This is a genomic window from Methanobrevibacter curvatus, assembly GCF_001639295.1.
Lineage (GTDB): Archaea > Methanobacteriota > Methanobacteria > Methanobacteriales > Methanobacteriaceae > Methanoflexus > Methanoflexus curvatus.
On sequence record NZ_LWMV01000105.1, the window covers coordinates 23,761 to 49,461 of the forward strand.

Genomic DNA, 25,701 nt, shown 5'->3' on the forward strand with positions numbered 1-25,701 from the left:
TATCCTTCAAATCTTGTTGTTTTAACTATTTTATCAGTCTTCCTTTTTTACTTGCAGAAGTTGCTTTAAAGTTCTTATTCATTCCAGAATAAAGAAAATCTTGCCATTTGTTCTTATAATAAACTAGTACACTGTCATGGTCTCTGTTTCCTGCACGATAACGACTAATACGGACAGGAACACTTTGAATGCTAAGATAGTGATAAATTAATTCACTCATTCCTTTATCACTACATTTTCCAGCCTTGAATGCTTCTTTATATTTATGTGGACCATTAGCAGAATAATTAAACTGTCTACATCTTAAATTAACTGTTTTAACAATTTTAAGTATCTCATCGTCTTTTTTATCTGTTTCACCAGCAACATTAACTGATTTATTAATTGTACCCCAGAGATTTACTAATTCTTTGTTTTCTTTTACTAATAGTCCGTCTACTCTTAAACTGGTTTGTATATCACTATAATCTACACTATAACTACCGTCAATAGCTTCTGTTATTACTGGAATGTTCATTTGTGCTGGTAATGGTTTATAAGTTATTGTACCGTTATCATCTATTCCATAGTCTATTAATGTTCCGTTTATGAATTCAAGATAGATTAGTTCGTTTATTATTCTTAGTATTGTTACATTTTCCCATATTAATTTAACAAAAATATCTTTACTAGGAGTATTACTAGCTTTTAAGCTTATTGGAGTATTACTATTTATAACATACTTTTTTAATAAGTTTTTAACTATATCACTGCTTCTACGATACCCTGTAGGTTTGTATGTTACTTCTGTTTGCAGATAACGACGATAATCATAAGCATTATAAGTATTTAAATCATTATATGATTTATCAAAATCTACTATTTGTCCTCCAAAATTGTTTATGTCTAATCCTCTTAGTTTTACATGGTCTGCACCGTCTAGGTTTTCGTTTGTACTGAAATTGAGTACGGATATTTTGTTCCAATCGTTTTTTATGTCCCAGTCGCTACTTATTTCTTTTTTTGTGTAATTGTTTGTTTTATTTTTTGAGTGATAGAATTCTGTTGACATGATATTATTTCTTTTTTTGTGTATTTTTTTAGCTTTTTTCGTGTCTTAAATTTATTTCTTATATTTTTTATATAATAGATTAAATGTTTAAATTATTCACATAAAAATATAAGAAATAAATTTAATTATTTAATATTAAATCTTTTCTTCAAATAATTCTTAGTAGCATTATCAAACTTACCAGTAACCTTAATTTTAGCCTTGTTTTTCTGCCATTTTTTTAATTCTTTAAGTGTTTTATCACAAAACCATGAATCAACACGAAATTTAGTATAATACCCGTCCATTTGTAATAATCTTTGTAATAAAGAAACACATTTCTGATTACGATTCTTACAGTTAAAAACAGGATTGCATTTTAATAATTCTAGTACATATGGATTGTTTTTACTTAAAATAGTACTTTTCTTAGTCTTAGCAGGAGTTGTTTTTACTGTCGCAGGTTTATAATTAAATGTATTAAACTTAATAACAGTTTTAACAGGTTTTTTATACTCTAAAACCTCAACACTATAAGTAACAACATTATCAACACTATAATCAGGAGTAATACTTAAAATAACCACCCATGCACTAATACTAGCAACACCCTCATGTAAACAAACAAAACTAATCTCTTCCTTTAGTATTTTTTCTTTTAAACTGTCAAATAAAGCTTTTTTATCATTATAATCTTTATTTAAATCCATTACAAAATCAAAAGACCATAAACGACTTTTTAATTTACGAGCAGTTAATAAAGCATTACCAGTTGTACTATCAGAGTATTGTAAGTCAATGTTATTACTCTCACTTATACCAAGATTATCCCCAATAAAATTATTGTCCAGATAAATTTCATAAGCCATAACAAAACACTATGCGCTCCTTTTTCTATCAGTAGACTCATAATCATTACGAACATTATTAATAATGTCCATAACATCTTTAGTTATTAAACCAGTTAAGTTATTATTAGTAATATAAGTATTAGAATAAGCTCCACCATTAACATTACCCTCACCAGTCAAACTATACTTAAAAGGAATGTCTCCACCACCAAAATTAAGATTATCACTTAACCAACTCCAAGCACCCTCACCAACACTCTTAACCTTGTTTAAAATATCAATAATTGGTTGAATATACCCTAGAACCTTGTTTTTAAGATTATTAAAATAAGTAATAACATTAGATATTTGTTCACTAATTTTGTCTTTAAGATTTATCATTCCTCGTTTAAAACGGTCGAAATAACCAATTATAACTCCAATTGCCAACATAATAAAATTTTTAACCATTTCAAATACGGCTTTTAATAAATCTAAATGAGTTATAATAAACAAAATAGGATTAGATAATGTAAACAATGTAATAGCAAATTTAACAAACGGATTATTAACTATCATATCAAATAAACCTGTTAAAGTGTCTTTTAACCAATTCCAAGCACTTATAAGCCCGTCTACTATAAACTGCCCTACACCTTTCAAAACCTCCCATAAACCATTAACAGCATTACGAACAGTCTCATTCTTATTATAAAGCAAAACAAATATAGCTATCAATGCAACAATAGCAATAACAACAATACCGATAGGATTCGCACTTAATGCTGCATTCCATAACCAAGTGGCCGCTGTAACTGCACCAGTAGCAATAGTATTGGCTATTTTAGCCCCAGTATCTGCTATAGTTGCAAGCACATTTCCACCAGTTAAAAAAGCATATGCAGACCTTGCACCACCCGCAGCCCAATCAGCGAAAGCACTTGCTTTAGTTTGAATGATTCCTGCAATTTTTGCAAGAGTTAATCCTTCTTCTTCAGTTTTTAATAAACCAGTAAAAATCAATAAAGCTTTCATAGGGGCAATAATACCATTAATAGCAAAAAAAGCACTGATAAAAGCCCCAGATAGGAAAATAACAACCCCCGTAAAATCCTTAACTGGCTGAGGTAAACTATTAAAACCATCTTTAACTTTAGTTAAAACATCCCTAACTTTATCTAAAACAGGAATTAAGATAGGTAATAATGTTTCACCGACTGTTGAAACTATTCCAGCGAAACTATTACTTGCTTTATCTTTTAATGCATCAAAACTACCAGCTAATTCTTCACTAGCAAAACTAGCATCTTGAGAATCTATCATATACTTATTTAAAAAAGTAGCACGTCCATTAGTGGAACTGTAATTCCACTGTTTTCAAGGAATTTTACTTCCTTAATTATAATTTAATTTTTATAGTATATATATGTATCCTTTTTTCATCCTTTAAAAAAACTTTAAAAAGGATAACATTAAATACTAAAAATAACATATAAATATTAAATACAAGAAAAATTAAGGTGATGACACTGATTGATACAGAAGAAAATATAATAATCGAAGCAATAAGCAAAGTAAGCAGTAATAATAATAAATCAAAATCAAATAGAACCGTTATTCCGAAAGAAATAGCCAATTCAATAAATTTAAAAAACGGAGACAGCTTAAATTGGAGAATATTAACAAAAAATGATGTTAAATTTCTTCTTGTTAAAAAAATAGAATAAATATTTTTTATTGTATTAATATATTTAGAAATAGCTTTTTTTAATTTTAAGAGTATTTTACTTTTTTTAGCATTAGCTAACCTTAAATAACTATTAGAATAATTAATAAAGTAAAATCGTAAGGTATTTATATCATACCGTTTATATTTAATGTTGGTTACATTAATTTTAGCACGTCCAGTGAATTAATTTTTATAGTAACCTTAGAGAGAAATTTAGCGAGGTGCTGTAACACCGTCGACCTAAAATTTTCTCTCTTAAATTTTTGATTACATTAATATTTTTTAGTTTTTTATTTATTTATACTTTTTCTTTACATTTTTTAACAATATTTTTAATAATTAATAACTTTTATTAAATTTATTATTTGTTGTGTAATTTTAAAAATAATTGCCATTATTTTCTTTGTTTCTACTACACATATAAAGTAAGTGTGAGAGAGCAGATGAAAAGTAATCTTCAGTAATACTATTTAACTAAAAAGTAATACTAATAATTTAAAAAAAATATAAAATAAATTAATTTATATTAATTTAATTTAGTTTTCCAAGCAGTTAAGACATCTTCAAATACGTTTTTTGCAATATTTTTATCTTCAATATTAAATTCTTTAAGAATATCATTATGTTCTGCAGAAATAGAGTATCTCTTTCCATCATTAGCAACAAATAAAAATTCTAAACTATTCAAATCACTATCAAACAATAACTCCCCTTTAAATCCTGCAATTGTAACATTAGTTATATCATAATTCTCATATTTTGTTATTTTCATTATACCAGTATAGTATTCGTCATATCCTTTATATTCGTTAAATGTTGGGATAAATACAATAAAACTATCCTCATTATAATATAAGCTGAATTCATCATCCACATTTGATAAGTTTTTATAATTATAATTATTTTCTAATGTTGCATTTTTTACTTTTAATATGTCTGTATTTATTGTTTTTTTATTTGAATCTGTATTGTCTCCAGTTATTGCTATTACTGCGATACATGCTAGTATAATTAAGAATACTGCAATTATTATTCCATTTATTTTTTTTCTATCCATTATTTTTTTTCTCCATTTTTTTAATATTTAATAATATATATTATATAATAAATAATATTTAATTTAAATTTAACTCTTTTTTAAGTTTATCATATTTTCTTTTAACCCCAATTTTCGGATAAAATTTTAGTGCTTTTTCATAATAATTAATAGCTAGTAATTTATTATTAAATTCAAGATATTTTTCAGCTGTTAACTTATATATTTTAGCTTTAGAATTATCAGAAATATTATGATGTTCGACTTTTATTATTAGTTTTTTAAATTTGTCAAAATCATTAATGTCTTTAATTTTTTCTATTTCTCTTATTAAATAATTATAAAGTCCATAGCCATCAAAAAAAGGGTCTATTTCGTATTTTTCTAACTCTTCTTCTGTAAAATTATATATTTCACTTATTTTTTTATTAAATTCTTCATTAGAAAGTTTAAAACTATTTCTCATTAAGTTATATATTTGTTCTTTTTTATTTTCATAATCTTCATTTGTAATTAATCCTTGTGTTTTAAATCTTCCAACATTATTCAGATATAGATTTAATAATTTACTTCTTTCTGCAATTTTTTCAATTATTACCTTATTTTTCCCAGTAGGATTTTTTAATTCTTTTGCTAATGTTTTATAATTTTTAAAGTCTTTTTCTGTATCTTTTATTATTTTTTCTACTTTCTCTAATTTATTCATTGTTTATCTTCCATTTTCTTTTAATTTTTTAATTTGAGTCATAATTTTATTTCTTTCTTTTTCAAAATCGTTAAAACGAGCAGTTAAATTGTCTAACTGTGTGTCTTTGTCTTTTAACTTATTTTCTAATTTAATGTACTCATCTGATTTAATATCTTTAATTTTAACTTTATTTATACTTAAATAAGGGATTAAATGAACATAATAGGGTTTAATGTCTTCAGAGTCAATAGCTTCGTATATTTCAGTTATTTGTGAGTTATGTGGTTTATGTCCAGCTAATATAGATACTATATCATACTGCTTAGTAAACGGTAGTTCTTCTTCTACTTCTATGCTTGCACGACCAATATTATTACTGCAAGTGGTTTTAAAAAGCTTTCTTAAGTTGTGTGGACGGAAAAAAGCTCTATTTTGTGTGTCTAATCTGTTTCCGACTAGTGGGTTAATTACTTGTTTGAATATTGTTGTTACGCTTTTTGAGTTATACTTTTTAGTTGTTTGTGTGCTGTTAAAAAGTGGAGAGTCATTATTAGTATTATATCCTTTACTTATACGGTTTTTAAGGTAGTTAAATAAGTATTCTGTTGTTTCTGGAGTGTTAAATGTTATGCAGAGGTTTCCTTCGTCTTTTGTTTTTTGTGGGTCAAAGTCCCATACTGGGATTATGTTATTTTGGTCTTGTTCGAGTAGATTTTCTATTGTTCCATTATGATATTGTTTGGTTGCTTTTAATAAGTCTTTTATGGTTAAATTAACTACATCACTTACTCTTAAGCCTGTTGTTGCTAGAAATAGTATTAATGCTTTGTATTTTAGGTTTTCGGTATTGTCTACTGCTTTTTTAACATCTTGCCATGAGGGTATTTCTGTTTTTCGTGTTCTTCTTTGTTTTTGTTTTATTAAGAATGGTTTTGGTAATTCTATATTGTATTCGTTGTAGAAGCTTCTTAATGCACTTATTTTTAGTTTTATTGTTCCTTTATTATTGTTTTTCGTTTTAAGATAATTATAATATTGGTTAAAGTATTTGTTTATTTTTCTATCTTCCATTTCAAGGAATATCTTTTTGTCCCAGTCTGGTTTTTGTTCTTTACGTGCTTCAGCAATTAGTTCTGATGGTTTTAAGCCTGTTAAATCATGTATTTCATTAAATACTATGTAATATGTTTTTATTCTTTCTTTTTTAATGTTTCTACGAATAATTAGATTTTCTAATTTTTGGTCGTTGCTAATCATTGTTTAATATATATTATTTCATGTTTTATTTAAATGTTTTTTTGATTTTATGGATGTAGTGGAATCTAATTACTTTTCTTATAAAAAGCTGCTAATATTATCATTTGCAACAAGCATAGATGCATTTGCCCTTGGAATAACATTTTCATTTGCAAAAATCGATATTTTACAAGCAATTGCTGTTATTGGAATTGTTGTATTCATAATGACTGAAATAGGAATTTTAATTGGAAAATATATTGGAAATCATTATAGTAGCAAATTTAAAATACTTGGAGGAGTTATTATTATACTTCTTTCTCTAGAATTCCTATGGGAAGGAGTAAGTGCTTTACTTTTATAAAAAAATTTTAAAAAAAAGTATCTAAAATGAATCTAATGTAACTAATTTGTCTCGTTTAAGCTCTTTTGGAGGTTCAAGAGATACAAACTCAATTCCTTCTTCTTCAATCATTTCTTTTGCATCTTCATCTATTTTTGGAGCAACTAAAAGTCCGCGAATCTTTTTCTTTTCAACACCTAAGTCTTTTAAATAGCTGTTTTTTTCATCCTCAAAATCAGAAAGATATCTCCTTATTTGCTTTACTGCATTAACACCAATTTTTCTAGATTTTAACTCTAAAACCATTAAATTTCCTTCTTTATCATTACCAAGAATATCAATAAATCCATGTTCTGTTGAATATTCTCTATTTGTTGGTTTGAATCCTTCTTCAATTAAATGAGGTTTATCTATTATCAAATCACCTAAATCTTTTTCATAACCAGCTATTTCAAGTTCTTGATAGTCTTCGATTAATGCATAGTTTAAAAAGTGGATTTTTCTAATTTCTACCTCTAAGTGCTCTCTTGGAGTTCTTCTAAAACTTTCTAAAAATAACTTTTCATTTCGTATTAAAACACGAGATCTTGATTTAGGAGGTTGCCAATTTACAGGATCTACTTTTTTATCTTGGTGAATTAAAAAAGAACCATCAGGTTTAATTAAAATTATTCTTTCTCCAAAATCTAACTGGCTAATTGCCCGACCTTCATAAATTACTTTACAACATGCAAAAATCACAATTGTAGCTTTTTTTCTTAACCCTTCATCAATTAAATCAAAAGATTCATCAATATTTGGATCTTCTTTTCCTTTAAATTTCATTTCTCTAAAAATATTAAGTTGGTAATTGGTTAATAGTAGTTTATTACTAAATAGTTTATTATTTAGTATTTTATTACTAAATAGTTTATTGTTCAGTAGTTATTGTTTCTATTCCTTTAAGACTTTGACTAATTCTTCTAATGCATTATCAATAGCAAAAGAAGTTGCAAATGGACGAATATCTTCAGCAATTAAATCATCAATAGCCCCAGGACCAACATTTGAAACAATTACTGCTTGAACATCTTTTATTGAATTAATTACAATTTGTCTAAGAGAAGAATGATCTCCATCATCTACACATGAAGGGTCTACTTTCCTTTTTTCAATAAATTCATATTCTCCATCTTTTATTTCATAAACTAAAAATTCTTCTGCCTTTCCAAAATGGACATTAACATTTTCTCCATCATCACTTGCAACAGCTACTTTAAACACCATAAACTTCCTATCCATACTTTTTAATCAGTAAAATCAAATAATAAATATACTTAATAACAATTTTACTGAGTTTTAATAATATATTTAAATAAAAATTTAAATAACAATTTAAATAATAATTTTAAATGTATTTTTAATATTAATACTTTAATATTAATACTTTAATATTAATATTACTAAATCATTCATAGATATATAATACATATTATTTAAAAATAAATAATATTTAAAAAATATTTAACTTATTTAAAAAAATTTATTTTTCTAAAATTCTAAATTATTTCAAAATATCTTATTTATTTTTTTATTTAAATAATTTGCTAAAAGAAAAATTTGAAACAAATAAAAAGAGAAAAATAGTAAAAAAAAGAAATAATAAAAAAGAAGAAATAATAAAAAATTAAGTATTTAATCAAACAAAATGAAATATTACTAGAAAATAAAAAATTTATTAAAATTTAAAAATAAGGCAAATAAAATGTGGAAATCACTTGGAGAGTATATAGAAAAAAAAGCTATTGAAAAAAGTAAACTTAAAGATAATAACAAAAAAGTAAAAGTCATAGAAATAGCTGTTGGAAAATTCTTTGATGTAAGTAATTATTTGAAAAAATCCAATTGCAATGAAATTGATTTAATATTAACTGATATTAATCCAGATAACTCCAAAATCATTAAAGATGATATTTTTAATCCAAATTTTGAAATATATAATAATGCAGATATAATTTATTCTATTAGACCACCATATGAACTTCAAGAGAATATTATAAAACTAGCAAACAAAGAAAATGCTATTTTAATTATTAAGCCATTATACAATGACGATATATATAAAAAAGAAAAAATGAAGTTAAAAAGTTATAAAAAAACTAATTTTTACCAACTAAAAAAATAAAAAAAGCAAAAGAAAAGTTCCACAAATAAAAAATAAAAAAATTACAAATCAACAATTTCAATATTTAATAATTTATTTTTTTTAAGCTCAAATAGTATGCCATGGCTTTCATGAAGATTTCCAGGGTTAGCTATTATAGTATTATTAATTTTACTTATAGAACAAGCTTCATGTATGTGTCCACAAAGATTTATATCAAAATTATTTTCTTTAATGATTTTTTCAATGGCTGTACTACCAACATGAGCACCACTAGGAATTAAATCTGCACCACTGCCAAATGGTGGAGCATGAGTAAGTAAAACTTTAAAATAATCTTCCTTCACATCATCTATTGATTCATTGAAAGATTTATCAGCAATATCAATTGATTTCTTTTCAATTAAGGATTTAATTTTATTATATATTGTATCTTCATCAAATTCAAAAGGTGTATTGAATGGAGTAGGATTAGAGCCACCAAAAGCAAAAAATATAATATTTTTGTATTTAACAACGTTATTATGTACAGACAAGGTTTCTGAAGAATCAATAGCCGAAATAGCTTCAGGAGTATCACAATTACCAGGAATAGTTATTATATCAATATTTTTTTCTTTCAATTCATTTAAATAATCCATAGCAAATTCAGATGGACCAAAATTAGTAATATCTCCAGATATTATAAGTAAATCAATCTTATTTTCATCTAAATAGCTATTTAATCTAGGATTTATTTCACTGTGAATATCACTAATTTGTAAAACTTTCATAATAATACCTGAGTTATTTGATAATAACCAATTAATCAAAGAATGAAAAGAATAAATAAAAATGAAATATAATAAATTTGTTAAATTTAAATATGCATTTAAATTATTATTATTATTATTATTATTATTATTATTATTATTATTATTATTATTATTATTATTATTATTATTATTATTAGTTGTTATTACTAATTATTATTAATTTTTATTATTAATTTTTATCTTTAAAAACATGCATAAAATGATTTATTCATCAAAAAATGTTGCTAATTCTTTTAAACCTCTTTGAACATTTATTTTATCCCCATATAGAGCTAATACATTATCTTCATCAAATTCAATTATTAAGTTATCATATTCGGCTATTTCTTGAATCCTATCTTCAGATATTGGTTTTTTAAGATGTATCCTCCCAAAAGAAAATCCTGGAGGAGCATTAGAAAGGAATTTAGATGAAGAGTCTGGCTTCTCATATACAGTCTCTCCTAGATTAGCTCGCCTTAACTTATCACTCCATAGTTTTACATAGCCATTACCAAAATCAAATGCAAATGTGAATAGTTTATCTTGGATTTCAGTTATTGTAATGTTTGCTCTGTCAAATTCTCTAATCATATCAGGATGAGTCATGTCTTTTTTATAAAAGCCTACTGAAGATTTTACAAGAGAAAGATCCCTATTTAAAATAGATGGAATATCTACACCTTTTTTTTTCAAGTCAGTCAACAATTCAACTAAAATTAGCCAAGTTTGATCAATTGGCAAGTCTATATCTTCACTCATTTTTACCTCAAATTATTTAACATAATTTAAAAAAAACACACAACAACAGCAATTAAGAAAATCAAAAAAAAAAAAAAAAAAAAAAAAAAAAAAAAAAAAAAAAAAAAAAAAATGAATAAAATAAAAAGAAATAGATAGATAAAAAACCATTTTTATCTTAAAAAAAAAAGCTAATTAATTAAAAAAAAATTATTTTAGATGATTTTTAATTATTTTTAAAGTAGTGTAATTAACTTTTGCTTCTGCTTCTTTTAATTCTGCTTTAACTTCTTCAATATCTTTATATTGGTCCAAAAACAAAATATGATGAGTTTCAGGAACACCAACAATATCTAAAACAGCTATTGCATCATCAGGCTTAATTTCTTCTCTTTTTTCAATACTTGCTTTAAATTGTACAAATCTTTGATATTGTTTAGGTAAATCTTTATATAAAAATATACCAGATAAATTTGCTATAAACATAAAATCACTCCAATATTAAGTAAATTAAATTAAAAAAACTAAATAAAAATAAATAATTAATTATAAAAAACTTTATTATATCTTATATAATTTAGAACATAATAATATTTAAATTTTTTTGTATAATTCCAAATTTATTAATTTAGTAAATGTCTTCAATTTTTTTTATTATCTTATTTTTAATCTTTTTTAAGTTTAATATATGTTTGTTATAAGACTTAAAATGATAATAAAAAAAATATAAAAAAAATTTAAAATGGATAAAATGGATAAAATAATTTTTAGAATTTCTACAACTTTATTTCAAAGATTACTCCTAAAAACTTTATTTCTAATATTTAGCTTATAGAAATTCATTTTCTAAAAATTTGTTTTAAAATATAAAAATCTCCAGAATCTAATGTTTTTAAAAGAATTAATGAAAAAGAGTATACAAATATAGATATTAAAATACCTATCCACAATGAAACATTCAATGCATAAAGTATTATTCCTAAAATAATGCTTGAAATTAGAATTTTCCCAATTGATTTTAATATAAGTGAATCCAACTTAAAAATTTCTTTGGACACTATATAATTAAATAAAATGAATATTAACATATTTATTAAAACAACTGCAATACTTGCGCCAATAAAGCTAAAATGAATTATAAGAATGTAATTTACTATAACATTAAATACACAAGCAATTATATTAATTTTAGTAACTGTTTTTTCATGAAATGAAGAATTTAAAAGTTGTGTGTACAATCCATTTATGAACAAAAATGGAAGACACCAGATTAATATTTTAATAACCTCAGCTGATAGGATGTACTCACTTTTATAAATTAAAGAAATTACATCTCCTGCATAAAAACTGATTAAAACACAAATAGGTAATGAAACCATTAAAAGATATTTCATTGACTTTTCATAGGTAAACTTCAAAAAATCACTTGAATCACGATAGAATTTAGAGAACAAAGGAAAAATTACAATGGTGTAAGTACTATAAAGTGCAGTAAAAACAAAAATGACTTTATATGCTGAACTATAAATTCCTGTTGCAAAGTCTCCAGAAATGACTACTAACATTACTGTGTCCATTAAAAAATAAATTGTTGTAAAAAAATTTGTAAGACCAAAAGGTAAAGATTTTTTAATAGCATTAAAACAGAATTTAGCATCAAATTCAATGTTGATTTTAATAATATTCCTGATAGTTATTATTAAATAAATTAAAGAAATTAATGCAGCTAACATATAAGTAATTGGAACTCCAAGCAAGCCTATCTTAAAATAAATTAATAATGCTGTAAATATCAATATCATAGAACTATTTAGGATAGTGCTTATTCCTTGATATTTCATTTTCTCATTTGCTTGAAAAATCCCATAAAAAAATACAGACATACTTGATAGTGCAAACTGTAAACCAAAGATGAAAAATACCTCTAAATTTAAAATAGGATAATTTATTAGCGTTAATACAGCCAAAACAATTATTAAAACTAAAAAAGAGAAAATAAGTTTTAATGGAACCATGTTCCCTAAATATTTGCTTACTAATTCATTGTTTCTTGAAACATCACGGGTTATGTATGTACTCATACCAAGATCCATGAAAATAGAAGCTATTGTTAAACAGGAGATAGCTGCATTAATAATTCCGAAATCTCCAACTTCAAGATAATTGGCAATTAAAATTGTCCAGAAAAAACCAAATATATTAGCTATTACCTGTGATATGGCCAACCAACTAATATTTTTAAAAATTTTCTGTACTGAGCTCATCTATTAAACCTCTTTAAAGTCTGCTTAACATACAATTAAGTTTCATGATATTTATTTTTTTATTAATTGAGGGTCGGACAAAATTCCATATCAGTTTGCCAAAATCTTAGGAAAATCCTTTGTTTAGCAAAAGAAGAAACTTTTTTTTGAGAAAAGCTATTTTTGTCCGACCCTCTAATTGAAATAGAGTTTTATTAAATGTTTATATTTATTTTTATAATAAAATTCATTAAAATTTTATATAGTATGATACCTATTTTTTGATAATATATTTATCTATCCAATTTTCGACAAAAAATATTTCGTCAGCTAATTCGTATTAAACTTTAACCACTTCCTTTTTTAGGCATTCAATATTTGGAATGGGGTTTCTATTTAGTATATTTTTTATTGCTCTCCATAGTTGTTCTATTGGGTTTAAAAATAGGGAGTATTTAGGCAAATAAATTAGTGTTATATTTAAAATTTTGCATATAATTCTTGATAGGTAAGTTTTATGGAGAGAGAAGTTGTTTATTATGATAATAATTCTTTTTTCAGATTTTAAAGATTTAGGGAATAGTTTATTAACTTCATTTTTATTATCAGATAATTTTTTAGTTTTAAAGGTTTTTTAATTAAATCTATTGGGACATTAATATTGAAGTAGTTTAATAATATTAATGTGAAGTTTTGAGCTTTAATTTTGCTTATTTTTCTTTTATCTTCTGTATTTTCTAAATTTATTGTTTTTTTAATTCTTTTTAGAGTTAATTCTTTAAATGTATCTGTATCAGATATTTTTTAAGGATATCTTGTCTAAATTAGTCTGAATTGTTTATAATGTTGAATTCCCATTAGGTGGTTGAAATCCAGCAGCACTAATTTTAATTCTCTCTGGATTAACTTTTATTTTTGCTTCTTCTCACTTTTTAAAGAACTTTTGATATATTTGGTAGATTTTACAACACATTCATCAAAAATGCCATAAATATCCTCATCAGGATTTTACATCCTGTGTTTTTTCTTTCATTATATTCTTTTGCATTTTTTAGGAGACTTTGAAAATATTGGATAATGTTTAATCCACAAATACTCGAGGTTTTTTATTATTTGTTTTACTTATTTTAGACTGTAATCAATGCCATAATTCTTTTCTATGAAATAATGAACATCTTTAGTTCCTAAAGAATCATTACCTTTAATAAATCCTTCCACTTCTTTAAATTGAGTTTCAGTTAAAAATGATGGTCTTTTAGCTCCTTTTTTATGATTCAATCCATCAACACCACTTTCATTCCATTTATGTAACCAGTTATAAGCTGTTTTTTCAGGAACTCCTAAATTTAAACTAGTTTGTTTAACTGTCTTTCCTTCATAAAGTTGTCGTATGAAATGCAACAGATTAACCTCTTTGCTAACTTTTCTAACTTATAAATCAAATCCTTAAGCTCAATAGAACTAATATGACACTCCACTAACTCTTTAGAATTTTTACTCATACATAATACTATGATCTTATATCATATAAATATTGCCAAAAAATAGGTATCGTACTATAATCTAAATATACACAATGTAAATATACTTATAACATAATATAATACATTATTAGGAAAAAATTATAATATAGGGCACTATTATCTAAATTTCAATGATTAAATTAGCTAGCTGTTCTAGGTTTCTTACTTCAAAGATTTCTGCACCTACGTTTTCGTAGTGGGAGACACAACTATCTGCTACATTCCATTTCTTTTTTTCCTCTGGGTTTAAGATTATAGCTCTCTTTGATTTTTTGACCATATTTTCAATTAGTTCTGCACTTTTTGGGATTCTATTCTCTTTTGGTCCTGCCCAATCTCTACAATCACTTAAAATTAGGAGATAAGACTTTCTGTTTAGGTTGGCATGTTTTTCGAACTCTTCAAATGCCGTGAACATATTGGATTTTCCTCGAATCATGGAATTAGAATGTCTTATTTTCATTACCTTTATAAATGCATCTATTAAATCTGGCTCATATAGTGCAGGAGTTATTTCAGCAATTTTATTGTCAAATTCATAGACTTTTGCTCGGTTAAACGAATTTTGAGCTATGTAAACCATACAAAAGAACCATATACTAATCCAATCACAGGAAACACTTATATCTGAGAGGAAGTAATGGTTTTGCTTTTTGATCTTTGGCTTGCTTTTCATAAGTTCTAGGAGAGTTCCTCCGTGCTTCATATTTTTTCTAATACTTCTTCTAATATCTGGTTTTTGTTTTTTAGCTATTTTATTTTGTCTGGATCTTTTAGTAGCTATTTTCTGACCTAATTTCTGACAGAGATCAATTAATTCCACTTGTAATGTGTTTATAGTTTTTATATCATTTCTTAAAAGCTCAGAATTTCCTTCTTTGTTAGCTTCGTTGTTTATCTCATTTAAACTATTTTGAATATAGCTTATTTTGTATTTTTGGCTGTCTTTTCCAGGATCATATCTGGAAACTCTTTTACTACTCACAGAAACATTGTATGTCTTCATAAATGGTGATTTTATTCCATTTTCATGAAGTACTGCCTTTTCTTCTTCTTTATCTTCATTAAGAAAGAAATCTTCGTATGCTTTGTCAAACTTTTTCCTATGTCGTTGATCTTTCAAGTAGATAGCTGCTAATCCTTCTTTTAAGTTCCCTCCATTTTTTTCTAAGAGAACATTAGCTTCATAAGCTAATTGTGTACTTCTAATACTAGATGGAATCCCATTTTCCCGTAATTTCCCTGAAAATTTGACTATTTCTTCCATCATAATTTTATATTCTCTATTTTTTTATTTTATCTTATTTTGTTATATCTTGTTTTATTCATGATTTTATTTATTTTATCTTATTTTAATTATTTTATTTTAATATCTTCTAAGACTTTTTGTTTGTCGTCTTCGTTTTTTATAGCTATATTTATTGTATTTTTGAAAGAATCTTCGTCTAACTCTTCTTTTTCAAATATCATTAAGCTTTTAGCCCAATCTACTGTTGCTCTTATTGATGGGCTTTTTGTTAGATTTAGCTGTCTTATCTGCTGTATAGCTTTGACTATGCTTTTTATTAGCTTTTCTGAGGCATTTGGGATCTGAGATTTTACTATTTCTACTTCTCTTTTGAAATCTGGGTAATCTATGTATAAGTATAGACACCTATCTTTTGTTTCATCCAGTAGCTGTCTTTGAGAGTTTGAAGTCATCATAACAAGTAAATCATTGTTTAAATCAAATGTACCAAGATCATTCACTGTTATTTGCTTTTCTCCAAGAGCTTGTAGTAGAAAACTTTCAACTTCTTCATCAGCTTTATCAATTTCATCAATAAGCATTATTGATGGTTTTTCGTTCATGAAAGCTGATAAAAGAGGTCGTTTTATAAAGAACTTCTCTTTAAAAACATCTTCTTCACTTTTCTCTATTTTAGCTACCTTTATTTTAGACATTTCAAGACTTAATAGCTGTTTTTGATAGTTCCATTCCCCTACAATCTGTTCAAAGGTTATTCCTTCATAGCACTGTATTCTGAAAAAATCTCTTTCAAAGGCTTTTGCAATTGATTTAGAAAGTTGTGTTTTTCCAGTTCCTGGAGGACCTTCAATTAAAATCGGTTTTTTAAGTTTAATAGCTAAAAACACCACAGTACTTATAGTTTCATCAGAAATATAGCTATTTTTAGCTAAAATATCTTCTATACTCACTATATCTAAATTAGCTATATCTAAATTCTTTCCCATTAAATCACCCCTATTCCATCTAAGAATATCCGTATTCCTAAAATAATATTCTGTGTTTTTTCTTTCATTATATTCTTTTGTATTTTTAGGAGACTTTGAAAATATTGGATAAGGCTTAATCCACTAGTATTCGAGGTTTTTTATTGTTTGTTTTACTTATTTTAGACTGTAATCAATACCATAATTCTTTTCTATGAATTAATGAACATCTTTAGTTTCTAAGAATCATTATCTTTAATAAATTCTTCCACTTCTTTAAATTGAGTTTCAGTTAAAAATGATAGTCTTCTGGCTCTTTTTTATGATTCAATCCATCAACACCACTTTCATTCCATTTATGCAATCAGTTATAAGCTGTTTTTTCAGGAACTCCTAAATTTAAACTAGCTTGTTTAACTGTCTTTCCTTCATAAAACTGTCGTATGAAATGCAACCGATTAACCTTCTTTGCTACCTTTTCTAACTTGTAAATCAAATCATTAAGCTCAATAGAACTAATATAATGCTCCACTAGCTCTTTAGAATTTTTACTCACACATAATATTATGATTTTATACTATATAAATGTTGCAAAAAAATAGGTATCACAATATAAATCTAATTTTAGCTTAATTAACTAAATTTAGAGACTTAGATTTTCGAATTGTTCCACAGCCATTTTAAAAAAAAGTCCTTAAATTGAGTAATGTATCACAGTAATGCCACATATTAATCATGGTTGAAAAGAAGAAATAAATAGTAATAAGTAAAATAGCAATATAAAAATAGTAGCATTAAACCCAGAAAAAAGAAAAAAGAAAAAATAAGCTATTTAAAGAAATTTCATTTGAGTTAAATAAATTTTATAAAATTTATTAAAAAAAATAATTGAAAATTAATAAGTAATATATAATCTATAAAAATCCAAAAGCATAAATAAAAAAATAATTAAATATTAAAAATTTAATAATGGCTTGCTGGAGTTATTCCTAAATGATGATCCTCGTGTTTTTTTCCAGGAATTCCATAAGCATCAGCTCTACATTGAGTACATGCTCTAAAAACAGGAATAATCTCTTCAACTTCAGATCTTACTTTTTCAATTTGTTCACATGTTGGTTTAGGAATATCTTTCATTTTATTTAATGGAATCAATGGAAGGACATTCATTAAAGAAGCGCCACGTTTTTTTACTTCCTTAGCTATTTCAATAATATGTTCATCATTTACTCCAGGTATTAAGACACTGTTAACTTTAACAATAACTCCTAAATTAGATACTTTTTCAATTCCATCTAGCTGATTTTTAATTAAAATTTCAACGGCCTCTCTTCCTTTATAAACTTTGTCATGATACTTAATAAAGGTATAAATTTTTTCAGCAATTTCTGGATTAATTGCATTAACTGTAACTGTAATAGTATTTACACCGACTTTAGCTACTTCTTCAGCTAAATCAGGAAGAAGAAGTCCATTTGTACTCATACATTTAATTAAATCTGGTTTTTCTTCCCCTAATTTTTTAAAAAATTTAATTGTGTCAGGATTTGCAAGTGAATCTCCAGGTCCAGCTACACCTACAACAGATATTGGCCCGTCTTCAGTAACATTTTTTACATGTTCAATAGCTGCATCACTGTCCATTACACAACTGGCAACTCCTGGACGATTTTCATCTTTATTAATGTCCCTTGTACAGAAATTGCAGTAAATGTTACACTTAGGAGCTATTGGGACATGTGCTCTGCCTACTTTATCATGCATTTTCTCATTAAAACAAGGATGTGCCTTTGTTATGTGTGCAAATTTAGATCCTTTAAGTTCTTTCATAAACATCACCTATACTAATAATAATTTTGAATAAAGTTAAAATAATTTGAAAAAAATAAATAATACTCTTAAATAAAATAAAATTAAATGTGAAAATATATCTAAAAAATGATCTATTTATAATTCAAAAATAAAATTAAAAAAATAAATGATAATAATGTAGTTATGTTTTTTATATTATAAAAATTTTTTGATAAAAATTTCAACAAATTAAAAAGTTATATTAAATTAAGTAAAAAAAAATGTAAAAAAAGACAAAAAATACTAAAATATTAAAGTCTTAAAAAATACTAAAAAATATTAAAAAATCTAAAAAATGTTAAAAAGTAATTAAATCTAGGTTAAACACTTTTTAACTCGTCAACAAATTTTTTACCTCTTTTTAGCCAACTATCTTTGATCAATTCGTCAGTAGCAACGATTGCTACAACATCATCTTCAGATAAATCTCTAATTATCCTAAAACCTTCTGGGATAATTCTAAAAATAGCATCATAGACCTTTCTTTGAATGTTTTCTTTTGCATTAACAATATTTAAGTCATTTAATCCTGTAACTTCATTTGGAATAGTAATAGTGTATCTATTTGGTTGAGCAACACTTTCTCTTGGAAACTCCATCCAAAGTTTTTTAAGTATTTGTGGGAGATAATTTTCATCTTTTATGCCAATTAGTGTTAAATTGTTTACTTTATCATATTTTACAACAGCTAAATCCCGCAAAAATAAATCTGTTGGAATTTTATCTAATTTAATAGCTATTATAAAAAGAACCTTTTCAGGATCAACACAGACTTTCATATCCTTTACAGACGGAGATAACTGCAAATCTTGAAATATCTGTTTAATAATCATTTCATAGACTTTTGCACCCTCATTATCAGGACTTTCAACCAACATTTTAACACCAATGCATAAATAAGATATAAATAATATAAATAAGACACAAATAAAATATAAATAAAAAGGAATATAAAAATTATTTGTCCTGTCTTTTTCCTATTCCTGAAACTAAAAGAGCAGAACCAACAGCACCAATATACTGAGAATATTCTGGAACTATAACATCTATTCCACCTAAAGTTTCACTTACTGCTTTTATTAAACCAGAAATCAAAGATGTTCCACCAACTTGGATTAATGGCTCCCGAATATCAATTTCTTGTAATTGCTGTTCATATACTTGTTCAGCAACAGAATGGCATGCAGCAGCTGCAACATCTGCTTTTGAGCCACCAGCAGCCAAAGTTGTAACCAAATCTTGAATACCAAAGACTATACAGTAGCTATTAAGTAATGCTTTTTTATAATCTCCTTTCATTGCTAAAGGACCTAGTTCACTTATATCCACATCTAATCTTCGAGAAGTCATGTCTAAAAATCTTCCTGAAGCACCTGCACATATACCACCCATTGTAAAATTATCAGGAATTCCATTGTTAACTGTAATGACTTTATTATCCATTCCCCCAATATCTAAAACTGTTGCTTCTCCTTTTTGTTTGTTTGCAAGGTAAACTGCACCTTTTGCATTAACAGAAAGTTCTTCTTGGATAAGTTCAGCTTTTAACTCTTTTCCAATAGTAAGACGACCATAGCCTGTTGTTCCTATACCATCTAAATCATCCATACCATATCCTGTTCCCTCAAATGCATCCTTAGCACCAATATCCACTGATCCTATAATATCCTTTGTAGCAGTCCATCCAGTACCAATAATCTTGTTATTTTCCATTAAAACAACTTTTGTAGTGGTAGAACCAGAATCTATGCCTAAAGTAAGACCTTCTTGCTTTTCACGAGCTAAAATGCTTTTTCTTGCAACAGTTGTAGTTAATGCTTCCATTCTAATAAATAGCTCATCTGCTTTAGTTCTTTCAGTAAAAGAATATGTGACAACAGGAATATTTGTATTATCTTGAATAAATCTTCTAACTTCATTACGTATTAATGCTCCTTCAGCACATCTAAAACATGTTGCAATAAAAACTGCATCTGTTTGAGTCTTTCCTTCAACAATAGACATTGCTCTTGCAACCATTAGCCTTAAACTTGAACTTTGAGCATTAAAACCAAATTTTTCATATGATTCATTAATATAATCTAAATCTATTTCTGGAATTATTATTTCTCCACCAAAAGTATTTGCAGCTTTTTCTATTTCTCTTTGTATCCCACTGTATTCTGTTCCACATGAGACTAAGGCTATTTTGACCATTTATTTTTCCTCCTGTGAATCAGTTGAATTGGCTGAATTAGAAGAAGGTAAGCTGTCTAAAAATTTATTAATTTTATTTACCATGTCCACAGTTTCATCACGAGTCTTTGGATACTTTAATTCTAATGTAGGAAGTCCTCTTTTTCTTAAAGTGAATGTAGTTAATTCATTAGTTCTTGCACAACCAATACATCCAAATCCAAAAGGTGCATCATCAATAATAATAGCTGCTTCAGCTTCTTCGATTAAAGGACCTATTATAGACATTCTACCCCTAACACCTGACGGAACTTCAATAGCTGCATATTTAAGTCCTTTAATAGGGTCTTCTTCAGTAATGTTCATAGGAGGAGAATCTATTTCAGGATCAATGACTTTTTTTCTCACAGCCTTTTGCAGAGCCAATGGCTCATGCCCTTTTCTTTCAATTAAATCACTTAAGATAAGAGAATTCGGAGGAATAATTGCAACCTTAACCATAACTACACCTAATAAACATGTTAAAATTATTAGAAATAAAACTAATATAATAAAATTTATAATATAATAAAATACATTAAAACAAATTTCAATAAATTATAAAATAAAAGATTAAATAAAGACTAAAATATTATTATATTAATTAAAGATTATATTAATTAAATTTATATTAATTAAACATTTGAAATTTTTACTATTTAATTATTATGATTTAATAAAAAAAGATATTTAAAATAATTAAATTAAAAAATTAGATGAAAATTAGAAAAAAGAAAATTTGTAAAAAAATAGTTAAGATGCTGTGCAATGATTGTTTTTTGTAAAATTAGATATTTAATTAAAATATGTTAAAACATGTGAAAAAGTATTAATACATATTTTATAAAAAAAATGAATATTTAAAAATAATTATAATTAGCAAATAGCTTATATTAATTAGTTAAATTTGAATTAAATATTTTAAAGAATAATAAAAATTAAATGTTTTAAAAATAATTATTTTTATTAAATAGACATTAATATTAATTAAAATAGAATTTTATTAAATATTTATATTTATTTTATAATAAAATTCATTAGAACTTTATAACTCTAATTTTAACTTAATTAACTAAATTTAGAAACTTATACTTTCGAATTGTTGCACAGCCATTAAAAAAAAAAAAAAAAAAAAAAAATTATAAATTAAAAAAAAAGCGTGAAATTCTTTAATACTAAAATTAAAAGTATCTATTAGTTTGTTTTTGGTATTTGATATAATCCTCTCCATAATGCTTTAAAAGATGTTTTTCTTCATTTAAAATTATTCTGTGAATGGCTACTAACAAAGCTATAGTTACAAGAAGAAATAAAATATTAGGAAAAACTAAAAAAACGCCAATAAAAAATAGATTCATTGATAAAAATACTGGGTTTCTTGAAAACTTAAAAATTCCATTAGTTATTAGCTCTCCTTGGTTTTGATTATCAATACCAACTCTCCATGAATTATCAAAATAGTATAAAGCTAAAACAAAAATAATAATGGCTAGATATGTAAAAGTCAAGCCAGTAATTGAAAAAATTCTATAAATACTGTAAAAATTAATAATTGAAAGATTGATGAAATTAATAGATATTATTTTAAATTCAATAGAAAAAAGAAAAATTACAGCTCCATATATTATTAGAAATGGAATGGCTAATTTTTCTAAGATAGCTTGCACTTTAGACTTGTACTTTAATCCTTCATCTACCACAATGACTTTTACACCTTGACGAGCTAAAAGAAAGGTTCTACCAAAAAAAATCAGATAAAATAATATTAAATTTAAAATTAAAAGAAAATTATGCATTTTATCTTCCAATTCTAAATGAATTTAAAACAACTAATAATGTTAAACCAACATCCCCAATTATAATTGCTGTTAAAAGATTTATGTGCCCCAAAACGGCTAAAATCACCAAAGTAGCTTTAACTGCAATTACAATGAAGACATTTTCCTTTAAAACAAACATGGTTTTTTTGGCTATGGAAATGAGTTGATCGATTTTAGAAAGCTTGTCGTCCATTAAAACAATATCCGCTGTTTCAATAGCTACATCAGCTCCACCAATACCCATAGCTATTCCTACATTTGCTCTTGCAAGAGATGGAGTATCATTTACACCATCCCCTACCATTGCAATGTCTCCATGCTTTAAAGCTAAAGATTCTATCTTTTCAAGTTTATCTTCAGGAAGTAGATTTCCATGATACTCATCTAAACCTAAAATATTAGAAACCTCTTCTGCAACTTCTTCATTGTCCCCACTTAACATTATAGTTTCTATGTCTCTTATTTTAAGGGATTCAATAGTGTCTTTTGCATCTACTCTTAGTTTATCTTTTAAATAAATTCTTCCAAGTATTTTAGACTCGGTTCCAATATACATTTGAGTTTTTCCATACTTATTTTTAAGAATAGTGTCATTAGAGCTTTTAAAATTTTCATTGATTAAGATTTTTGATTCTTCATCAAGATTTAAATCAGAAAATATATCTTTTTTACCAATTAAATATTTTTCATTGTTAATTATCCCTATAAGTCCTTTTCCAGATATTGATTGGAAATTTAAAACATCTTGCAATTTAATTTTATTTTCTTGAGCATAGTTTTTAAATGCATGGGAAATAGGGTGTTTTGACATGTTTTCAATACTACAAGCTATTAAAATAAGCTCTTCTTTTGAAATATCACCAATAATATCTATACTACTGATTTCTAGTTTTCCTTCAGTTAAAGTTCCAGTTTTGTCAAATAAAATAGCTTTAATTTTGTTTAATTCCTCAATATATTCCCCTCCTTTAATTATAATCCCATTTTTAGTTCCTGCAGTAATAGCTGAAACCATAGAAACAGGTGTGGATATTGCAAGAGCACAAGGACATGAGATAACAAGTAAAATTAAACTTGTCTTAATCCAAGTTACAAGGTCTTCTTGGAAAAATAGGTAAGGAACAGTTGCTACAAGAATAGCCAATACTACCATTAAAGGAGTGTAGTAGCTTGCAAATTTGTCTATAAATAGGTCAATTTTAGCTTTTTTCTCTTCTGATTCTTTAATTAATTCTATGATTTTTGAAAAAATAGTGTTTTTAGAAGTTTTCCTAACTTCAACTTCAATGTATCCATCTTCATTTATTGTTGAACTATAAACCTCATCTCCAATATTTTTATCAACAGCTAAACTTTCGCCAGTAATAGATGCTTGGTTTACTGATGTAGTTCCAGATATTATCTCACCATCTATTGGGATTTTATCTCCTGAACGAACCACAACTGTATCTCCAATTTTTAAATCTTCTACAGCAACTTCAAGCTCTTTTCCATCTTTTTTTAAGATTGCTTTATCTGGGTTTAAATTTACAAGTTTTGTTAATGATTTTTTAGATCTGTCAAGAGCCAAACCTTCAATATATTCAGCTAAATAATATAAAACCATTAATGAAGCACCTTCAAAGCCATCTCCAAGTAAAAAAGCACCAAATGTAGCTATTGTCATTAAAAGCTCCATCCTAACTTTGCCTTTAAAAAGAGATTTAATACCATCTATGATTACTCCATTTCCAACTGCAACAATAACTACAAGAAAAATTATAAAAGAAATTAGTTCATTTGTATGGAAAAATCCAAAAGAAAACGAAGGTTGAACCATGAAGTATTCAAGTAACTTTCCAATTGTTATTAGAATTATTCCAGTCCCAATTATTATGTGGGGTTCTTTAGAACTGTTTTGTGTGTCTTTATCAATGTCTTCCAAAAGCCCATGCTCACAACTACATCCCACTTCATGACAGTGGTCATCCCTACAATCATCATGGCACTCTTCATCAGAACAAAAATCATCATGACATTCCTCATCATGACAATAACCTTCAATGGGATAATTTTTATTAATATTTTTGTTAATATTATTATTACTATTGCTATTGTTATTACTATTGTTATTACCATTACTGTTAATTTTCTCATTAAATTCTTTATCATTAAACATTAAATATTCACCTTAAAAAATTTTTAAATTACTAAGCTATTAACTATAATTATTTCAACTATTATTAATTCATTATTTCTCTGATTTCTTTTTATTGTGGAGTTTATTTAATAAAAATATAATTTCATTGTCGGAAATTGAATAAAATACTTTTTTATTCTCTTTTCTAAAATTTACTATTTTTTTATGACGTAATTGTCTGAGTTGATGAGAAATAGCTGATTGGCTCATATCCAACAACAAAGAAAGCTCGCATACACATAATTCATGAGTATTTAGAGCATCCATAAGTCTAAGTCTATTGAAATCACTTAATATTTTAAATAGCTCTGAAGATTCATAATATTCCTCCTCTGAAAGTAACCCATTTGATATTTCATTTAATAAATTATCTCTAACACTTTTTATTTCACAAACTTGATTTGACATGATATCACATTATTAATAATAAAAATAATAAAAATAAAAATAATTTATTTCATATGAAGATATATTCATATGAACATATTTAAAGTTTTCCTTTTTTAATTTATATCATTGTGACAAATAATCAAGAAAAACAATATAAAATTTAGGTATACCTAAACATTTAAATACTAAAAAAAATAATATAATAATTGACTACGAAAGTAGTTAAAGACACACCTATGATATATCGCCTATATGAATATATCTCCAAAAAAAGAATCCTCAATTAAACCCATAATTAACATTACATCATCTTAGTCATGAAACATTCAATTGAGGATTTAACTTTTTTTAAACCCATAAAAAAGTCGAATATATTAAAATTAGATCAAAAAATAAAGTAAAAAAGAAACTTTTTAAAAAATATTTTAGTAAAAATTTAGGTATACCTAAACATTTAAATACTAAAAAAAATAATATAATAATTGGCTACGAAAGTAGTTAAAGACACACCTATGATATATCGCCTATATGAATATATCTCCAAAAAAAAATAGAATCCTCAATTATGCTCAAATAAAACACTTGTCATCAGCCTTGTACAACTATTCAATTGAGGATTTAACTTTTTTTTAAAAAAAAAAGATAAAAAAAATAACATTAAAAAAAAATAAAAAAACAACATTAAAAAAGATAAAAA

26 protein-coding genes and 1 pseudogene are annotated in these 25,701 nt (G+C 25.6%); 3 read left to right on the forward strand and 24 right to left on the reverse strand.

Annotated features, from left to right (window positions below; all coding sequences use genetic code 11):
• Window positions 1-25: 25 nt before the first annotated feature.
• The 3 genes from MBCUR_RS02670 to MBCUR_RS02680 all read right to left on the reverse strand — a co-directional run bounded on the left by MBCUR_RS02670 (window position 26) and on the right by MBCUR_RS02680 (window position 3,183).
• Window positions 26-1,051 carry a hypothetical protein gene (locus MBCUR_RS02670; RefSeq protein ID WP_067089887.1) on the reverse strand — a complete coding sequence of 342 codons (1,026 nt, stop codon included), beginning with the start codon at window positions 1,049-1,051 and terminating at the stop codon, window positions 26-28.
• 125 nt (window positions 1,052-1,176) lie between these two features.
• A complete protein-coding gene (locus MBCUR_RS02675; RefSeq protein ID WP_067089890.1) occupies window positions 1,177-1,899 on the reverse strand; it encodes a peptidoglycan-binding domain-containing protein in 723 nt (240 codons plus the stop codon).
• A gap of 9 nt (window positions 1,900-1,908) precedes the next feature.
• The gene (locus MBCUR_RS02680) at window positions 1,909-3,183 is read right to left on the reverse strand and encodes a phage tail tape measure protein (protein ID WP_067089892.1); all 1,275 of its coding nucleotides are present in this window, start codon (window positions 3,181-3,183) and stop codon (window positions 1,909-1,911) included.
• Window positions 3,184-3,383: 200 nt separating this feature from the next.
• Here MBCUR_RS02680 and MBCUR_RS02685 point away from each other — a divergent pair, with 200 nt between their 5' ends.
• Window positions 3,384-3,587, forward strand: a complete 204-nt coding sequence (locus tag MBCUR_RS02685) for an AbrB/MazE/SpoVT family DNA-binding domain-containing protein (RefSeq protein WP_157077589.1) — start codon at window positions 3,384-3,386, stop codon at window positions 3,585-3,587.
• 528 nt (window positions 3,588-4,115) lie between these two features.
• On the opposite strand, the gene MBCUR_RS02690 is transcribed toward MBCUR_RS02685, so the two are convergent.
• Genes MBCUR_RS02690 through MBCUR_RS02700 form a run of 3 tightly spaced genes read right to left on the reverse strand, consistent with a single transcriptional unit; the run spans window position 4,116 to window position 6,570 of the window.
• Window positions 4,116-4,646 carry a hypothetical protein gene (locus MBCUR_RS02690; protein WP_067089897.1) on the reverse strand — a complete coding sequence of 177 codons (531 nt, stop codon included), beginning with the start codon at window positions 4,644-4,646 and terminating at the stop codon, window positions 4,116-4,118.
• A 58-nt stretch (window positions 4,647-4,704) separates the two neighbouring features.
• The gene (locus tag MBCUR_RS02695; protein ID WP_067089900.1) at window positions 4,705-5,331 is read right to left on the reverse strand and encodes a hypothetical protein; all 627 of its coding nucleotides are present in this window, start codon (window positions 5,329-5,331) and stop codon (window positions 4,705-4,707) included.
• A 3-nt stretch (window positions 5,332-5,334) separates the two neighbouring features.
• Window positions 5,335-6,570 (reverse strand): tyrosine-type recombinase/integrase, encoded by a 1,236-nt coding sequence (locus tag MBCUR_RS02700; RefSeq protein ID WP_067089904.1) that lies wholly within the window; start codon window positions 6,568-6,570, stop codon window positions 5,335-5,337.
• Between the two features lie 49 nt (window positions 6,571-6,619).
• Here MBCUR_RS02700 and MBCUR_RS02705 point away from each other — a divergent pair, with 49 nt between their 5' ends.
• Window positions 6,620-6,913 carry a manganese efflux pump gene (locus MBCUR_RS02705; protein ID WP_067089905.1) on the forward strand — a complete coding sequence of 98 codons (294 nt, stop codon included), beginning with the start codon at window positions 6,620-6,622 and terminating at the stop codon, window positions 6,911-6,913.
• A gap of 21 nt (window positions 6,914-6,934) precedes the next feature.
• Here the strand turns inward: MBCUR_RS02705 and nucS are convergent, their stop codons facing one another.
• Together nucS and MBCUR_RS02715 are read right to left on the reverse strand one after the other, a co-directional pair.
• Complete coding sequence (gene nucS, locus MBCUR_RS02710; RefSeq protein WP_067089907.1) at window positions 6,935-7,717, reverse strand: endonuclease NucS; 783 nt, start codon at window positions 7,715-7,717, stop codon at window positions 6,935-6,937.
• A gap of 108 nt (window positions 7,718-7,825) precedes the next feature.
• Window positions 7,826-8,173, reverse strand: coding sequence for a NifB/NifX family molybdenum-iron cluster-binding protein (locus MBCUR_RS02715; protein ID WP_084269426.1), 348 nt, complete (start codon window positions 8,171-8,173; stop codon window positions 7,826-7,828).
• A 463-nt stretch (window positions 8,174-8,636) separates the two neighbouring features.
• Here MBCUR_RS02715 and MBCUR_RS02720 point away from each other — a divergent pair, with 463 nt between their 5' ends.
• Window positions 8,637-9,056, forward strand: a complete 420-nt coding sequence (locus MBCUR_RS02720) for a UPF0146 family protein (protein WP_084269428.1) — start codon at window positions 8,637-8,639, stop codon at window positions 9,054-9,056.
• Window positions 9,057-9,097: 41 nt separating this feature from the next.
• On the opposite strand, the gene MBCUR_RS02725 is transcribed toward MBCUR_RS02720, so the two are convergent.
• The 16 genes and pseudogenes from MBCUR_RS02725 to MBCUR_RS02790 all read right to left on the reverse strand — a co-directional run bounded on the left by MBCUR_RS02725 (window position 9,098) and on the right by MBCUR_RS02790 (window position 25,022).
• The gene (locus tag MBCUR_RS02725) at window positions 9,098-9,808 is read right to left on the reverse strand and encodes a metallophosphoesterase family protein (protein WP_067089912.1); all 711 of its coding nucleotides are present in this window, start codon (window positions 9,806-9,808) and stop codon (window positions 9,098-9,100) included.
• 246 nt (window positions 9,809-10,054) lie between these two features.
• Window positions 10,055-10,591 carry a DUF2096 domain-containing protein gene (locus MBCUR_RS02730; RefSeq protein WP_084269430.1) on the reverse strand — a complete coding sequence of 179 codons (537 nt, stop codon included), beginning with the start codon at window positions 10,589-10,591 and terminating at the stop codon, window positions 10,055-10,057.
• Between the two features lie 189 nt (window positions 10,592-10,780).
• Window positions 10,781-11,056: a DUF749 family protein gene (locus MBCUR_RS02735; protein WP_067089915.1), complete on the reverse strand. Its 276-nt coding sequence runs from the start codon at window positions 11,054-11,056 to the stop codon at window positions 10,781-10,783.
• A gap of 353 nt (window positions 11,057-11,409) precedes the next feature.
• Window positions 11,410-12,834, reverse strand: a complete 1,425-nt coding sequence (locus MBCUR_RS02740) for a flippase (RefSeq protein ID WP_067089918.1) — start codon at window positions 12,832-12,834, stop codon at window positions 11,410-11,412.
• Window positions 12,835-13,153: 319 nt separating this feature from the next.
• A pseudogene (locus MBCUR_RS11045) lies at window positions 13,154-13,366 on the reverse strand (transposase); the annotation flags it as partial.
• Window positions 13,367-13,935: 569 nt separating this feature from the next.
• Window positions 13,936-14,214 carry a helix-turn-helix domain-containing protein gene (locus MBCUR_RS02745; RefSeq protein ID WP_067089921.1) on the reverse strand — a complete coding sequence of 93 codons (279 nt, stop codon included), beginning with the start codon at window positions 14,212-14,214 and terminating at the stop codon, window positions 13,936-13,938.
• A 243-nt stretch (window positions 14,215-14,457) separates the two neighbouring features.
• Complete coding sequence (locus MBCUR_RS02750; protein ID WP_067089924.1) at window positions 14,458-15,606, reverse strand: VWA domain-containing protein; 1,149 nt, start codon at window positions 15,604-15,606, stop codon at window positions 14,458-14,460.
• An 86-nt stretch (window positions 15,607-15,692) separates the two neighbouring features.
• Window positions 15,693-16,571 (reverse strand): AAA family ATPase, encoded by an 879-nt coding sequence (locus MBCUR_RS02755; RefSeq protein WP_067089927.1) that lies wholly within the window; start codon window positions 16,569-16,571, stop codon window positions 15,693-15,695.
• A gap of 343 nt (window positions 16,572-16,914) precedes the next feature.
• Entirely contained in the window at window positions 16,915-17,106 is a 192-nt protein-coding gene (locus tag MBCUR_RS10260) for a helix-turn-helix domain-containing protein (RefSeq protein WP_157077591.1), read from the reverse strand.
• Between the two features lie 407 nt (window positions 17,107-17,513).
• Window positions 17,514-18,380 carry a radical SAM protein gene (locus MBCUR_RS02760; protein ID WP_067089930.1) on the reverse strand — a complete coding sequence of 289 codons (867 nt, stop codon included), beginning with the start codon at window positions 18,378-18,380 and terminating at the stop codon, window positions 17,514-17,516.
• Between the two features lie 341 nt (window positions 18,381-18,721).
• On the reverse strand, window positions 18,722-19,279 hold the full coding sequence (locus MBCUR_RS02765) for a methanogenesis marker 17 protein (protein WP_067089933.1): 558 nt from the start codon (window positions 19,277-19,279) through the stop codon (window positions 18,722-18,724).
• 79 nt (window positions 19,280-19,358) lie between these two features.
• The gene (locus MBCUR_RS02770) at window positions 19,359-20,597 is read right to left on the reverse strand and encodes a methanogenesis marker 15 protein (RefSeq protein ID WP_067089935.1); all 1,239 of its coding nucleotides are present in this window, start codon (window positions 20,595-20,597) and stop codon (window positions 19,359-19,361) included.
• Window positions 20,598-21,077, reverse strand: a complete 480-nt coding sequence (locus MBCUR_RS02775) for a methanogenesis marker 5 protein (RefSeq protein WP_067089938.1) — start codon at window positions 21,075-21,077, stop codon at window positions 20,598-20,600.
• Window positions 21,078-21,796: 719 nt separating this feature from the next.
• Complete coding sequence (locus MBCUR_RS02780) at window positions 21,797-22,411, reverse strand: methyltransferase family protein (protein ID WP_067089941.1); 615 nt, start codon at window positions 22,409-22,411, stop codon at window positions 21,797-21,799.
• Between the two features lies 1 nt (window position 22,412).
• A complete protein-coding gene (locus tag MBCUR_RS02785) occupies window positions 22,413-24,593 on the reverse strand; it encodes a heavy metal translocating P-type ATPase (RefSeq protein WP_084269436.1) in 2,181 nt (726 codons plus the stop codon).
• Window positions 24,594-24,665: 72 nt separating this feature from the next.
• Window positions 24,666-25,022 carry an ArsR/SmtB family transcription factor gene (locus MBCUR_RS02790; RefSeq protein ID WP_067089944.1) on the reverse strand — a complete coding sequence of 119 codons (357 nt, stop codon included), beginning with the start codon at window positions 25,020-25,022 and terminating at the stop codon, window positions 24,666-24,668.
• Window positions 25,023-25,701: the final 679 nt, after the last annotated feature.

What these genes read in the sequence shown, in the direction of transcription:
- MBCUR_RS02675 (WP_067089890.1), bottom strand. Translation starts at nt 1,899, where the DNA reads ATGGCTTATGAAATTTATCTGGACAATAATTTTATTGGGGATAATCTT.
- MBCUR_RS02725 (WP_067089912.1), bottom strand. Translation starts at nt 9,808, where the DNA reads ATGAAAGTTTTACAAATTAGTGATATTCACAGTGAAATAAATCCTAGA.
- MBCUR_RS02705 (WP_067089905.1), top strand. Translation starts at nt 6,620, where the DNA reads ATGGATGTAGTGGAATCTAATTACTTTTCTTATAAAAAGCTGCTAATA.
- nucS (WP_067089907.1), bottom strand. Translation starts at nt 7,717, where the DNA reads ATGAAATTTAAAGGAAAAGAAGATCCAAATATTGATGAATCTTTTGAT.
- MBCUR_RS02760 (WP_067089930.1), bottom strand. Translation starts at nt 18,380, where the DNA reads ATGAAAGAACTTAAAGGATCTAAATTTGCACACATAACAAAGGCACAT.
- MBCUR_RS02730 (WP_084269430.1), bottom strand. Translation starts at nt 10,591, where the DNA reads ATGAGTGAAGATATAGACTTGCCAATTGATCAAACTTGGCTAATTTTA.
- MBCUR_RS02765 (WP_067089933.1), bottom strand. Translation starts at nt 19,279, where the DNA reads ATGTTGGTTGAAAGTCCTGATAATGAGGGTGCAAAAGTCTATGAAATG.
- MBCUR_RS02755 (WP_067089927.1), bottom strand. Translation starts at nt 16,571, where the DNA reads ATGGGAAAGAATTTAGATATAGCTAATTTAGATATAGTGAGTATAGAA.
- MBCUR_RS02750 (WP_067089924.1), bottom strand. Translation starts at nt 15,606, where the DNA reads ATGATGGAAGAAATAGTCAAATTTTCAGGGAAATTACGGGAAAATGGG.
- MBCUR_RS02670 (WP_067089887.1), bottom strand. Translation starts at nt 1,051, where the DNA reads ATGTCAACAGAATTCTATCACTCAAAAAATAAAACAAACAATTACACA.
- MBCUR_RS02680 (WP_067089892.1), bottom strand. Translation starts at nt 3,183, where the DNA reads ATGATAGATTCTCAAGATGCTAGTTTTGCTAGTGAAGAATTAGCTGGT.
- MBCUR_RS02780 (WP_067089941.1), bottom strand. Translation starts at nt 22,411, where the DNA reads ATGCATAATTTTCTTTTAATTTTAAATTTAATATTATTTTATCTGATT.
- MBCUR_RS02700 (WP_067089904.1), bottom strand. Translation starts at nt 6,570, where the DNA reads ATGATTAGCAACGACCAAAAATTAGAAAATCTAATTATTCGTAGAAAC.
- MBCUR_RS02685 (WP_157077589.1), top strand. Translation starts at nt 3,384, where the DNA reads ATGACACTGATTGATACAGAAGAAAATATAATAATCGAAGCAATAAGC.
- MBCUR_RS02715 (WP_084269426.1), bottom strand. Translation starts at nt 8,173, where the DNA reads ATGGATAGGAAGTTTATGGTGTTTAAAGTAGCTGTTGCAAGTGATGAT.
- MBCUR_RS02775 (WP_067089938.1), bottom strand. Translation starts at nt 21,077, where the DNA reads ATGGTTAAGGTTGCAATTATTCCTCCGAATTCTCTTATCTTAAGTGAT.
- MBCUR_RS02735 (WP_067089915.1), bottom strand. Translation starts at nt 11,056, where the DNA reads ATGTTTATAGCAAATTTATCTGGTATATTTTTATATAAAGATTTACCT.
- MBCUR_RS02785 (WP_084269436.1), bottom strand. Translation starts at nt 24,593, where the DNA reads ATGTTTAATGATAAAGAATTTAATGAGAAAATTAACAGTAATGGTAAT.
- MBCUR_RS02740 (WP_067089918.1), bottom strand. Translation starts at nt 12,834, where the DNA reads ATGAGCTCAGTACAGAAAATTTTTAAAAATATTAGTTGGTTGGCCATA.
- MBCUR_RS02770 (WP_067089935.1), bottom strand. Translation starts at nt 20,597, where the DNA reads ATGGTCAAAATAGCCTTAGTCTCATGTGGAACAGAATACAGTGGGATA.
- MBCUR_RS02720 (WP_084269428.1), top strand. Translation starts at nt 8,637, where the DNA reads ATGTGGAAATCACTTGGAGAGTATATAGAAAAAAAAGCTATTGAAAAA.
- MBCUR_RS02790 (WP_067089944.1), bottom strand. Translation starts at nt 25,022, where the DNA reads ATGTCAAATCAAGTTTGTGAAATAAAAAGTGTTAGAGATAATTTATTA.
- MBCUR_RS02695 (WP_067089900.1), bottom strand. Translation starts at nt 5,331, where the DNA reads ATGAATAAATTAGAGAAAGTAGAAAAAATAATAAAAGATACAGAAAAA.
- MBCUR_RS02690 (WP_067089897.1), bottom strand. Translation starts at nt 4,646, where the DNA reads ATGGATAGAAAAAAAATAAATGGAATAATAATTGCAGTATTCTTAATT.